This window comes from Cupriavidus basilensis (assembly GCF_008801925.2).
Taxonomy (GTDB): domain Bacteria; phylum Pseudomonadota; class Gammaproteobacteria; order Burkholderiales; family Burkholderiaceae; genus Cupriavidus; species Cupriavidus basilensis.
Genome location: NZ_CP062804.1, coordinates 1,682,042 through 1,694,097, shown reverse-complemented (window position 1 = coordinate 1,694,097; position 12,056 = coordinate 1,682,042). Strand labels below are relative to the sequence as shown.

Here is a 12,056-nt window from a genome sequence, read left to right as displayed (position 1 = left end):
AGTGCGTTCGGGCCAGTCAATGGCATCACGGCGCGTCCATCACTTTTTGCAGGGCCGCAAGGCGCAGCCGGTAGGGTAACAGGCTGGCGAACTTGAGCACGAGGGTGAAGCGGCGCGGGAAATCGATCTCGAAGCGGCCGCGCGCCAGCCCGTGCAGGATGGCCTCGGCGGCGGCCTCGGGGGTGAGCAGGGCAGGCATCGGGAACGCGTTGTTGGCCGTCAGGCGTGTCTTGACGAATCCCGGGTTGACCAGATAGACGCCCAGCCCGCGCGGATGCAGCTCGGCGTAGAGCAGTTCGGCCAGGTTGATCAGCGCGGCCTTGGTCGGCCCGTAGACGGTGGCGTTGGGCAAGCCCATGTAGCCGGCCACGCTGGCGACCAGCACCAAGCTGCCACTGCCGCGCGCGAGCATGTCGGCAAGCGTGGCCTGCAGCCCGTAGTAGACGCTGTTCAGGTTGGTTTCGATGGTGTGGCGCACGCTCGCGGCCTCCAGCTCCCAGGGGCGCAACGCACGATAGTCGGCGGCGCAAAACACCACCAGGTCCACGCCGTCCCAGGTCTCGCGCAGTGTGTCATGCGCCTGGCGCCAGGCATCGGGATCGGTGGCATCCATCGGCAGCAGCAGCGCCGTGGCGTGATCGCCGGCAACCGCCTTGAGGGCTTCAGCCCGGCGCGCCGACAGGGCTACCCAGGCGCCGCGCGCAAGCAGGGCGCGCGCCAGCGCCGCGCCGATGCCGCTCGATGCGCCGACCAGCCAGACCCGCTTTTCGCGCCAATCCGTCCAGCGGGGGTTGAGTGCCGTCCAGGCCATGGTTGCCTCTCTGATTTGCGCCGCAGCCGCGATTGGCTCATTGCGGCTGATGCGGCTATTGCGGCGATTGCGGGCGCCGGAAGAACACCGTGACCTGGCCAACCTCGAAACCGAATTTCGAGACGCTGGCGCGATTGATCATGGTGCGCGCGTCGACCAGGTACATCCAGTCGTCGAACTGCACGTCATACGTGGTGTCTCCCACTGGCAGCCGCAGCGTGTAGCGCCAGTTCAGCGCGTTGCCCGCGCTGTGCCCGATCGCTTCGCCCACCACGTCGCCGGCGCGGCCGCGCCAGGTGCCATCGGGCTGGCGCGCCAGCGTCCAGGTGCGCTGCTCGGTGCTGCCGTCGCTGTAGGTGAAGTGCTCGTCCAGTACGAAATCGCTGCCTTGCCGGCGGCCCTCGATGGCTACCGTGAAGCGCTTGACGACCTCGCCGCTGCGTTTCTGGAACATGCCCCAGGCCTCGGTCTTGCCGCCGAAGAAAGCCGGCACATCGAGCACGGGCTGCTGCTGCGCATACTGGGAAACTTCCGGGCCGGCGCAGCCAGCCAGCCATAGCGCGGCGTACAGCAGCAGGCGTTTGCCGCAGTGCGAAGGGTCAAGGCGAATCATGTCGGGTCCTCCATCAGTGGTGCCGGGGCCGTGCGCAGGCACAGCATGGCGGCGAGCTTGAACAGGCAGGGCAGGCCGCCGTAGACCAGCGCCAGGGCATGGCTGCCGGCCGCCGTGCCGCCCGCGCCAGGCTGGTAGCCGCACCAGGCCAGCAATGGCAGCGCCAGGCCAGACAGCGCGAGCGCCAGCTTGCCCAGCAGGCTCCAGATGCCGTAGTAGCCGCCGGGTTGCTCGCCGGGGGGAATCAGGCAGGCCAGCAGCACCGGCGGCAGCGCCAGGTCGGCGCCAAGCGCAAGCCCCGCCAGCACGCACACGGCCAGGTAGGCCCCGGTGTCGCCTGTGTCCAGGCCGGCCGCCCAGACAAAAGCGGCCACCGCCAGCACCATGCCAAGCCGCCAGGCCCGCGTGGGGCCGATGCGCGCGCAAAGCCGGGTCCAGAGCGGCAGGCCGGCAGCGCCCGCCGCGAAATAGGCGGCGAGGAACGCGCCGGACCATTGCGGCGCGCCCAGCCGATCCTGGATGAAGAACAGAGCCAGCGTGGCCGGTATCGAGACCGACACCGCGTTGAGGAAATACGGCAGCAGCAGGCGCCGGAATGCGCGGTTGGCGAGCGTGGCGCGCCAGCCGTGCACGCCAGCGCTGTGGTGGCGCCAGGCCGGCGCGCGCCGCAGCAGCAACGCCAGCGCCCCCAGCAGCAAGGCGGCGAACACCAAGGCATAGCCCGCCATGGCCGGCGCGGCGGGCCAGCCCGATGCGCCCAGAAGCCAGGCAGGCAGGACGCTGGCCAGCATCACCCCGGCCAGGCCCGCTGCCTCGCGCCAGGCCGCGGCGCGGGTCAGCGTGGCCGGCTCGCGAGACAGGCGCGCGCCCCAGGCCAGGTAAGCAATGTTGACCACGCTGTGCGCGCTATAGACCAGTACCAGCGAGAGCGCCAGCCAGGCGGCCAGCGCCCCGCCGCGCACGGGCGGCAGCCAGAGCATGGCAAAGGAGGCCGAGAGCACCAGGCACGCCAGCCACAACGCCGGCGCCAGCTTGCCGCGCTGCGCCAGGTGGTCGATCCAGCGGCCGAGGAACGGGTCCTGCACGGTATCGAGCAGACGCGCGGCGAACAACACCGTGCCGGTCGCGGACAAGGCCAGCCCGAGCTCGCTCGCGTAGTAGGCTGGCACCTGCACGTAGACCGGCAAGGCCGCCATGGCCAGCGGCATGCCGAGCAGGCCATAGGCAGCCATGGCGGATGCCGGGGCGGGCGCGGGGAGGGCCGGATTGGGCGCGGCGGGCGTCGTGGCTGCCGCGCTGCCGAGGTGCGGTGCGGTCATTGCGCGAGCCCGAGCAGGCGCCGGCGCAGCGCCGGCGCGCGCGTGGCGGGGTCGAGCCAGATCGAGAAAAACGCCTGCGCGAAGGCGGGGTCGTCGATCTCGGTGGTCAGCCGATCGCCAGCGTAGAAGCGCACGCCCTTGCCGGGCATGAACACGCCGGTGAGCGTGTCGCCCGGGCGCACGTCGACAAACGCCTGCGCCATGCTGGCGCGCCAGCTATCCAGTAACTGCGGGCTGGGCGGCGCGTTGCCGGCGCTGCCGATGCGCTTCATCTCGTCCAGGCTGGTTTCTACCAGGCGCTCACGCTGGATGCTGCGGTCGTAGGTGAGTTGCAGCGCAAAGGGCGCGTCCGGCGTGATCGGCAGCTGTGCGCTCCATAGCTGGGCGGTATAGAGGCGAAATCCAAACACGCGGAATTCGCCTTCGCCCGACAAGCGGGCGGCTTGCACGTCTGCGCGCCAGCCCGCGGCGGCAAGCGCTGGGACACAGAGGAGGGCCATGGCGAGGGCGGCGGCAACGCGGCGCATGTCAGGCCTGCCGCTGCAGCACGAACTGCATGACGTCGGTGCGGCCTTCGTCGAACCCGGCTTCGCAGTAGCACAGGTACAGGCGCCAGGTACGGATGAAGACCGTATCGAAGCCTTGTGCGGTGACATCATCGAGCGCCTGCTCGAAGGCCGCGCGCCAGCGCCGCAGCGTCTCGGCATAGTCCGGGCCAAACACCAGCGTGACGCGGCTTTCCAGCCCGGCCCGCAACCCAGCCTTCAGGAATCGCTCGGGGCTGGGCAGCATGCCGCCCGGGAACACGTACTCGCGGATAAAGTCGCTGCTCGCGCGGTAGGCCTTGAAGCGCTGCTCTTCGATGGTGATCGACTGCACCAGCGCGCGCGCGCCGGGCCGCAAGCGCTGGCGCAGCATCTGGAAGTAGCCGGGCCAATAGCGCTCGCCCACGGCCTCGAACATCTCGATGGAGACAATGGCGTCGTACTCGCCATCGAGATCCCGGTAGTCGCGCAGCTCCAGCCGGACGAGCCCTTCCAGCCCGGCCTGGGTCACGCGCTGCTGCGCTACCTCAAGCTGTGCGGCGGAGATGGTGATGCCGTGCACTTGGATCCCTTGCCTTGCCGCGTGCATGGCAAAGCCGCCCCAGCCGCAGCCCACTTCCAGCACGCGCATGCCGGGCCTGAGGCCAAGCGTGTCGACGATATGCTGGTATTTGGCGTCCTGCGCGGCTTCCAGCGGCCGGCCCCGCTCGCCCTGGAACAGCGCGGCGGAGTAAGTCCAGGTCGGGTCCAGCCAGCGCTGGTAGAAGGCGTTGCCCAGGTCATAGTGCGCGTGGATGTTGCGGCGGCTGCCGGTGCGGCTGTTGGGGCGCAGCCGGTGGCGCAGGCCGTACCACCACCGCGCCAGCCAGCTGCCGACCACGGTCCGCGGCAGCGCGGACTCATTGCGGATGGCCAGGCGCAACAGCGCGGTGAGGTCCGGCGTATCGAGCCAGCCTGCGCGGTAGGCCTCGGCAAAACCAATGTCCCCCGCGCGCAGGATCTCGGCACTGGCACGCCAGTCACGCAGTTCCAGGCGCGCGCCCGGTGCGGCATGCGGATCGCCAAACAGGCGCTGCTCGCCCGAGGGCGCGACCAGCAACAGGTGGCCAACGCGGATGCGCTCGAGCAGGGTTAAGAAAAGACGGGCTGACGCAGGGGCACCGTCGGGCGGCAGGGTTAGCGCGCGAGAGGGCGTCATGGCTTGTTTTCCTCGAACTGCGACAGGTTGGCGGAGGGGTTGGGGAAACTGGTCGGGCCGGGCGGATCGGCACCGGGGCCCGGATCTTTGCCGCGGAACGGCACGTTCTTCAGCCACAGCCGCAGAGCCTGCCAGTGGATGCGCGCCATCACCGACACCGTGAGCCAGGGCTGGCGCGCCAGCGCACCCAGCACATTGGCGCGCGAGAACGGCAGGCGGCGCCCGCCGATCGCGGTACGGATCAGGAGGCCCGTGGCGTCGTAGTAGTCGACGCCGGCAAAGCTGGTGCCGCCGGTTTCGCGCAGGCGGAACGCATAGCTGCCCTCGACCACGCAGAACGGCGACACATGCAGCGCCTTGTGGCAGGTCAGCACGGTGTCGGGACCGATTGCGCAACGGTCGGGCGCGCACAGCAGGTAACGGTGGCTGGCGCCGAAGGTGTTGTTGACCTCGGCCAGCACCGCGCGCAACTGGCCGGCGCGGTCATGGCAATGCCAGAAGCTCACCGGGTTGAAGGCATAGCCGAACACGCGCGGGAACGTCTGCAGCCAGATCTCGCCATCGGCCGGCAGGCCGGCTTCGGCCAGCAGCTTGCGCATCCACGCGGCCAGGTCGCTGCCATCGCGCGGGCCGTAGTCGCGCGTGGCAAGTGACAGCGGCGCCCAGCGGTCGATGCCGAACCACCAGTGGCGCAAGGCAGGCAGGCGGTCGAGATTGCAGCGCAGGTAGAACACTGGATACACAAAGCGGTGCCGTGCGGGACGCAGGCGTTCATGCATCACGCGGCCAAGTAGCAACCACGCGGGCGGCGCGCCGGCGGGGCTGCTGGCGAGGTGGTCTTCCATGCCGCTCATAGCCTGGCCCAGTCCGGCAGCGCATCGAAATCGGCGGCCACGCGCAGCGCGGACTTGAGTCCGTCCTCGTGGAAGCCGTAGCCCGTCCAGGCCCCGGCAAACCAGGTGCGGCGCCGACCCTGCAGCGCGGGCAGCGCGGACTGCGCTGCCACGGCGGCCAGGTCGAAGACCGGGTGCTGGTAGTGGTAGCGGCCCAGTTCCGTGCCGGGCGCTGGCGCGGAGATGGGGTTGAGCGTTACCACCACCGGGGTCTTGAAGGGCAATGGCTGGAGCTGGTTGCACAGGTAGCTCACGCAGACCGGGCGGGTGTGGCCGGCATGATCGTGCGTGCCCGCGCCCGCATCGTGGGTGCCAGCGGCTCCGCCCAGGTAGTTCCAGGCTGACCACACCTTGCGCCGGCGCGGCAGCAGGGCCGGATCGGTATGCAGGATCGCCAGGTTAGGCTGGTACTGGACCGCGCCAAGCGTACGGCGCTCGCCGGGATCCGCGTCGGCCAGCATGCGCAGCGTGGTGGGCGCGTGGGTGGCCAGCACCACCGCGTCGAAGTGCTCGGGGCCATCGTCGGTCAGCAGGTCAACGCCGTGGTCATGCCTGCGGATGCTGCGCACGGGCGTCGATATCCGGATGGCGGCATCGCGCTGCGCCAGTTGTGCGGCGATCCGCCGTACATAGTCGCGCCCGCCGCCCTGCACCGTTTTCCACTGCGGCCGGTTGTTGACCTGCAGCAAGGCGTGGTTCAGGCAAAAGCGCAGGAAGGTGGCGGCAGGGAAACGCAGGATATCGGCGGTCGCGCTGGACCAGATCGCCGCCGCCATCGGCAGCAGGTAGTTGTGGCGAAACGGCTGGCCATAGCCGCCGTCGAGCAGCAATTGGTCCACCGAGCAGCCGCTCTGGGTGGCCAGCGCAAGGTTGCGCTCGGCGGCACCGTTGAAGCGCACGATATCGCGCAGCATCGACAGGAAGCTGGGCGAGAAGAGGTTGCGGCGCTGCGCGAACACGGTGTTGAGGTTGCTGCCGGCCCATTCCAGCCGTCCCTGGTCCAGCGATACGGAGAACGACATATCGGTGGGATAGGCCGTGACGCCAAGCTCGGCGAACAGCGCGATCAGGTTGGGATAGGTGCGGTCGTTGAACACCAGGAAGCCGGTGTCCACGGGATGGCGTACCCCCTCCAGCTCGACCTCGACCGTGTTGGTATGCCCGCCCAGGTAGTTACCGGCTTCAAACAGTGTGATGTTGTGCCGACGCGACAGCAGATAGGCGCTTGCCAGGCCAGAGATGCCTGCGCCGACGACGGCGACGCGCTGGCCGCGCGGATAGGTTCCGGGCGCGCCGCTCATGCCGGCTCCTTGCTGGCGAGCGCGCGCTCGCCAATGGCGCCAGCCCTTGTGGCAGCTTGGCTGGCGGCGGTTGCAGGGCGGCAGTGCTGGGGATTTCCTGAATTCGACATCGCTTTGCCTGGATGGGTGCTAAGATGGTTTCGTACCGAGTTGGAAAAAAGATTACTACATAGTAGCGAGATTTACTAATGAGTATTTTCGGCAGGCTGAGTTTCAAGGACCAGGCTTTCAAGCTGCGTGAGGACGCGATCCTCGATGCGGCGACCCGCATCCTGGCTGGCAAGGGCTTCGACCTGATGACCATGGACGACGTGGCGCTGGAGGTTGGCATCTCCAAGCCCAGCCTCTACAAGCACTTCAAATCCAAGGAAGATCTGGTCGGCGAAGCATTGATCCGGCTGATCGACGGCGCGCTCGAGTACCTGGAGCAGCTCCCGGGCGATCTGACGGGGCTGGCGCGCTTGCGCGCCTTGCTCGAGTGGGCGCTGCGCGTACGCCTGACCGGCGGGCTGCCGTTCCTGCCATCCACCAGCCCGCATGTGCGCGAGATGCTCACGCGCAACCTGCGCTACGTCACGCGCGTGCTCAAGCTCAACCGGCAACTGGAAAAGCTCGTGGCCGAGGCCAAGGCGGCGGGCGAGCTCGATCCGTCGCTCCCCGACGATGTGATTCTGTTCAGCTATTACGCGCGCACTTGCGATCCGGCCGTGGATTACCTGCAGCTGTACAGCAAGCTGGGCACCGACGCGATCGTCGAGCACATGCTCAAGGTCAGCTTTGAAGGAATGCGTAGTCACTTGTAGGCGGGCGCGGGCATGCCGCGCGCTGGTGGTCCTGATGCCTACATGTACGGTGCGCAGCGGGGATTGGATGCGCGCCGGCAGCGCCCGGCGCCGGGGAGGCGGGGCTTAGTCGAACTCGACGTAGAATTCGCCGCGCGGCCCGTCAAAGCCGACGCGTGGCACCTTGCCGTGCTCGCGGCTGGAGCGGGCCAGGGCGCGGAGCTCGGCCTGCCGGGCGGGCTCGCGCAGGCTGCGGCGCGCCTTGGTACTGATCTCGACCGGGCCGCACTGCGGGTTGTCGCAGTCGTATCGCACCCATTGCCCATAGCTGCCGCGACGGGCGCGGGCTGCGGCCTGGGTGCCGCAAAGCGGGCAGTATTCTTGTTTTTCCTTCATCGCCGTCAATGGTCGTAAAGGGGAGGGGGCAGGGGCTGGGAAATCGGTCCTGGCGCCATGCTGCCTCGCTGGCAGTCAGGCAAAGTCAAATGGAAACGTGGCCAGCCACGCAGCCAGGCGGTCAATGTCCAGACAGACTTTGCATACAAGTCTGCGCAGTTCGCGGTCGTGGTGCTGCCCCTCTTTAGAGGGGATCGATTGGCCGAAGGAGCCACCGGGACGCGCTCGGCGCGCCGGCAGCGGGCGAATTGGGCAGCTCAGCTCGCGCGATAGGCATCCAGCCGGTTGTAGAGCGTCTTCAGGCTGATGCCTAGCGAGTGCGCAGCCTGCCGCTTGTCGCCGTCAAAGCGCGCCAGCGTGGCCAGGATGATTTCGCGCTGCGCGTCGGCCAGCGAAGTGCCGATGCGCACATTGACGAAGCCGTCCAGCGTGGCCGGCCGTGGCGGTTGGGTGGCGATATTGGGGTTGGCGATGTCGATGACGCGGTCGGCCAGGATAAAGGCGCGATAGATGGTGTTCTTCAGTTCGCGCACATTGCCGGGCCAGCCATAGTGCCGCAGCCGTTCCAGCGCCGTGCCGGAGAACACCTTGTCGGCGCCTTCCATGGCGTTGAACTCCGCCAGGAAATGCCTGGCCAGCTGCGCGATATCCTCGCCACGCTCGCGCAGCGGTGGAATGTGCAACGGGAAGACCGCAAGGCGGTAAAGCAGGTCCTCGCGCAATTGGCCAGTGCGCACCGCTTCGACAGGGTCGCGGTTGGTCGCCGCGAGGATGCGCACGTCGCATACGATCTGCGTGTCGCCGCCTACGCGGTGGAAGGTGCGCGTCTCCAGCACCCGCAGCAGCTTGATCTGCATGTCGGGCGCCATTTCCGTGATTTCATCCAGAAACAGCGTGCCGCCGCGGGCTTGCTCGAAGTACCCGGCCTTCTGCTGCACGGCACCCGTGAAGCCGCCTTTCTCGTGGCCGAACAACTCCGACTCGATCAGCGTGGGGGATATCGCCCCGCAATTGACCGCGACGAACGGCCCGGCCCGGCGTGCGCCGCGGTCGTGCACGGCGCGGGCTACCAGTTCCTTGCCAGTGCCGCTTTCGCCCACCGCCAGCATCGTGACTTCCGTGGCGGCCACCCGCTCGATCTGCGCGAGCAACTGCCGCATGACGGGCGAAGCGCTTTGCCATAGCAAGGCCGAGGGACCCTGAACGGCGTGCCGCGGCGCGCCGCTTGCCGGCGTGGCGGGAAGGGGAGCGGCAGGCGGGTTGAGGCTTGGCATCGAGAGCGGCATGGGGGGCGTGATCGCCTATGGCCGGGTCGGCGGGAAGTGCGTCGGCGGTGGGGCAATCTGGCGGCGGTTGAGCTAATCCTAGCGCGTGCTTTGGCTTGAGGCCACCGTTTTGAACGGTTCCTGCGCCAACGCGTGCCGGCGTGTGGCGTTGTCAGACAGACACTGGTACCGCTGCGGCTGGCGCCCGCATAAACTTGGTTGTATCCCCGGATTCACCTTGGCGCCAGGACGCACTGCCTCCCTATGTGCTGACATAGGGCCAGGACCGTGCTTGCCGTGGCAGCCGGGTGATGCGGTGCCGATACGGAGAACGATGCCCCACATCCTGATCGTCGACGACGATGAAAATACTTGCGCCGCACTGTCCGAGATCGTGACGGCCGAGGGCTTCACGTCCGCCACCGCAGGCGACCTGCGTGAAGCCTGCCTGCAGATTGGCTGGCAGGTGCCGGACGTCGTGCTGGCCGACCTGAAGCTGCCTGACGGCAGCGGCATGGACCTGTTCAACGAGGTCGGCACCGCTGGTGTCGAGGTGATCCTGATGACCGGATACGCCAGCGTGGAATCCGCCGTGGATGCGCTGCGCCGGGGCGCCACCGATTACCTGGTCAAGCCGATCAACGTGACACGCCTGCGCACCGTCCTGAAGCGCATTGCCACCACCGGCGACCTCAAGGCGGAAATCCATTCCCTGCGCGACGAACTGCGCCGCTACGGCCGCTTTGGCCGGCTGCTTGGCAGCTCCGAAGCGATGCAGGTGGTCTACGACCAGCTCGGCAAGGTCGCGCCCACCGAGGCCACGGTGCTGCTGGTGGGCGAGAGCGGCACCGGCAAGGAGCTGGCCGCGCAGACCTTGCACGAACTCTCCGCGCGCCGGCGCCAGCCCTTCCTGGCCGTGAACTGCGGCGCGATTTCCGCCACGCTGATCGAGTCCGAGATGTTCGGCCACGAGCGCGGCAGCTTTACGGGCGCGGAGCGCCAGCACAAAGGCTACTTCGAGCGGGCCGACGGCGGTACGCTTTTTCTCGACGAAATCACCGAGATGCCGGTCGAGCTGCAGGTCAAGCTGCTGCGCGTGCTGGAGTCCGGCGCCTTCATGCGCGTTGGCACCAACCGTGAGCTGCATGCCGACGTGCGTGTGGTGGCCGCCACCAACCGCAACCCGGAAGACGCGGTAGCCGAGGGCAAGCTGCGTGCCGACCTCTATCACCGGCTCAACGTGTTCCCGATCGAGCTGCCGCCGCTGCGCGCGCGCGCCAACGACGTGGTGCAGATCGCTAACACGCTGCTGGCGCAGATGAACGGCGAGCACGGCACGCAACGCCGCTTTGCCCCGGCGCTGCTCGATAGCCTGCTGCTGCATGCATGGCCCGGCAATGTGCGCGAGCTGCGCAACTTTGTGCAGCGCGCCTACATCATGGCCGACCAGGATCTCATTGCCGATGCGCACGTGCCGCTGCAGGTGGCAGCGGCCAATTCGGCCGCCACCGCCATGGTCTCGGTGCCAGTGGGAATGTCGCTGGCCGAGGCCGACCGCCAGTTGATCTTCGCCACGCTGGAGCAGTGCTCCGGTGTGAAGAAACACGCCGCCGAGATACTCGGCATCAGCCTCAAGACCTTGTATAACCGGCTGGAAGAATATGCCTCAAGGGGGGAGTTGCCGGAATCGCTGCGCGCCAACGGCACGAGGACGCCGCCGGGAAGCACTACGGCGCCGAACTAGCATGTGCGGCGCGCCGCCAGCACTGCTGGCCCGCCGCCGCTGGATCGGATACCCAAAATTGGTAGGGTGCGACCCGGGATTACGGTTTCGCGCTACACGGATGCCTTCCATTAGCGCGAGCGGAATGGTTATTGCATGACAACCGGGCGAGCATGCAGCCCCAAAAGGAATCCCCAAAAAGGTATCCATGTCGCAGCAACATCATCCTTCAGAGGGCCCCGAAGCATCGGATCATCCCGCGACGGTTGAACCCAGCGAGCCGATCCAGAGTGCCGCGGAGGTCGCCACGTTGATCAGCCAGGTGGCGCATGACCTGCGCTCCGCGCTTAACGGGGTGCAGAGCTGGGCCTACGTGCTGGACCACTCGCTCGACACGCCTCCCGCCTCCACGCAGCGGGCGCTCAGCGGCATCCGCACCGGCATGCTGCAGCAACTGGAACTGATCGAACACATGGAGGAGGCGGTGGCGCTGCTGGCCGACGACAGCGCGCCGCAGTGGGAGCGCGTAGACCTGCTGGCCGCATTGCAGAAGGCGACGGACGAGGTACGCCCGCTGGCCGAGGCGCGCGGCGTCACCCTGGCCGCGGGGTGTGTGGATGGCCTTGAGGGGCAGCCTGCCGCTGCCCTGCTGATCGACGCCGACCCGCGCCGCCTGGATCCGCTGCTGCGTCACCTGCTGGTGCATTGCATCCGCCATGCGCGCAGCGCCGATACCGTGGAGGCGCACCTCAAGCCCGAGCCCGGGCGGATCCGGCTGCGCATTACCGAGAGCCGGGCGCCCACCGGCGCACGCAAGGAAGAGCGCATAGCCGTGCTCTCCGATTTCTTCCGCCGGCGCAAGGCCCAGGGTGGCGTATATGCGCCACGCCAAGGCACTGCGCTGCTGCTCGCCAGGCGGCTGGTGGAAATGCATGGGGCGCACATCGAGGCCGAAGGGCAGGGCTGTTCGACCGATAGCGGATCGGTGTGCATTGCAGTGAGTTTTCCGCTGCATGCCACGCCGCCCGGAACCCCTTGAGCCCGTATTTTTTACCGGTTGCGGCATAAAGTGCATGGCGCCTGCGAAACGCCGTTTTCAGTTTGGCTTCGAAGCCTCAGGCCCGCTGCGGCGGCGGGGGCCTGTCGCCTGGCGGCGGATCGCTCACGGGCATGGGCGGATCGGGATCAGGCACCTCCGGCGGCGGCACCT

General features: G+C 67.9%; 12 protein-coding genes. 3 read left to right on the top strand and 9 right to left on the bottom strand.

Annotated features, from left to right (window positions below; genetic code table 11):
* Positions 1-25: 25 nt before the first annotated feature.
* The 7 genes from F7R26_RS28385 to F7R26_RS28355 are packed head-to-tail and all read right to left on the bottom strand — an operon-like array spanning position 26 to position 6,680.
* Positions 26-811 carry an SDR family NAD(P)-dependent oxidoreductase gene (locus tag F7R26_RS28385; protein ID WP_150984513.1) on the bottom strand — a complete coding sequence of 262 codons (786 nt, stop codon included), beginning with the start codon at positions 809-811 and terminating at the stop codon, positions 26-28.
* Between the two features lie 55 nt (positions 812-866).
* Complete coding sequence (locus tag F7R26_RS28380; protein ID WP_150984514.1) at positions 867-1,424, bottom strand: DUF3833 domain-containing protein; 558 nt, start codon at positions 1,422-1,424, stop codon at positions 867-869.
* Positions 1,421-2,743 carry an MFS transporter gene (locus F7R26_RS28375; RefSeq protein WP_150984515.1) on the bottom strand — a complete coding sequence of 441 codons (1,323 nt, stop codon included), beginning with the start codon at positions 2,741-2,743 and terminating at the stop codon, positions 1,421-1,423. The genes F7R26_RS28380 and F7R26_RS28375 overlap by 4 nt, the downstream gene beginning before the upstream one ends.
* On the bottom strand, positions 2,740-3,270 hold the full coding sequence (locus tag F7R26_RS28370; RefSeq protein WP_150984516.1) for a chalcone isomerase family protein: 531 nt from the start codon (positions 3,268-3,270) through the stop codon (positions 2,740-2,742). Before F7R26_RS28370 ends, F7R26_RS28375 begins: the two co-directional genes overlap by 4 nt.
* Position 3,271: 1 nt before the next feature.
* Complete coding sequence (locus F7R26_RS28365; RefSeq protein ID WP_150984517.1) at positions 3,272-4,486, bottom strand: SAM-dependent methyltransferase; 1,215 nt, start codon at positions 4,484-4,486, stop codon at positions 3,272-3,274.
* Positions 4,483-5,331: a DUF1365 domain-containing protein gene (locus F7R26_RS28360; RefSeq protein WP_150984518.1), complete on the bottom strand. Its 849-nt coding sequence runs from the start codon at positions 5,329-5,331 to the stop codon at positions 4,483-4,485. Before F7R26_RS28360 ends, F7R26_RS28365 begins: the two co-directional genes overlap by 4 nt.
* Positions 5,332-5,336: 5 nt before the next feature.
* On the bottom strand, positions 5,337-6,680 hold the full coding sequence (locus F7R26_RS28355) for an NAD(P)/FAD-dependent oxidoreductase (RefSeq protein ID WP_150984519.1): 1,344 nt from the start codon (positions 6,678-6,680) through the stop codon (positions 5,337-5,339).
* A gap of 188 nt (positions 6,681-6,868) precedes the next feature.
* Here F7R26_RS28355 and F7R26_RS28350 point away from each other — a divergent pair, with 188 nt between their 5' ends.
* Positions 6,869-7,483, top strand: a complete 615-nt coding sequence (locus F7R26_RS28350) for a TetR/AcrR family transcriptional regulator (protein ID WP_150984520.1) — start codon at positions 6,869-6,871, stop codon at positions 7,481-7,483.
* Positions 7,484-7,588: 105 nt separating this feature from the next.
* Here the strand turns inward: F7R26_RS28350 and F7R26_RS28345 are convergent, their stop codons facing one another.
* Together F7R26_RS28345 and F7R26_RS28340 are read right to left on the bottom strand one after the other, a co-directional pair.
* Entirely contained in the window at positions 7,589-7,858 is a 270-nt protein-coding gene (locus F7R26_RS28345; RefSeq protein ID WP_150984521.1) for a hypothetical protein, read from the bottom strand.
* Positions 7,859-8,115: 257 nt separating this feature from the next.
* Positions 8,116-9,144: a sigma-54 interaction domain-containing protein gene (locus F7R26_RS28340; protein WP_150984522.1), complete on the bottom strand. Its 1,029-nt coding sequence runs from the start codon at positions 9,142-9,144 to the stop codon at positions 8,116-8,118.
* 313 nt (positions 9,145-9,457) lie between these two features.
* Between F7R26_RS28340 and F7R26_RS28335 the strand changes: the two genes are divergently transcribed.
* Both F7R26_RS28335 and F7R26_RS28330 read left to right on the top strand, forming a co-directional pair.
* Positions 9,458-10,867 carry a sigma-54-dependent transcriptional regulator gene (locus F7R26_RS28335; protein WP_150984523.1) on the top strand — a complete coding sequence of 470 codons (1,410 nt, stop codon included), beginning with the start codon at positions 9,458-9,460 and terminating at the stop codon, positions 10,865-10,867.
* A 187-nt stretch (positions 10,868-11,054) separates the two neighbouring features.
* Positions 11,055-11,885, top strand: a complete 831-nt coding sequence (locus tag F7R26_RS28330) for a sensor histidine kinase (RefSeq protein ID WP_241754560.1) — start codon at positions 11,055-11,057, stop codon at positions 11,883-11,885.
* The last annotated feature ends 171 nt before the right edge of the window (positions 11,886-12,056 follow it).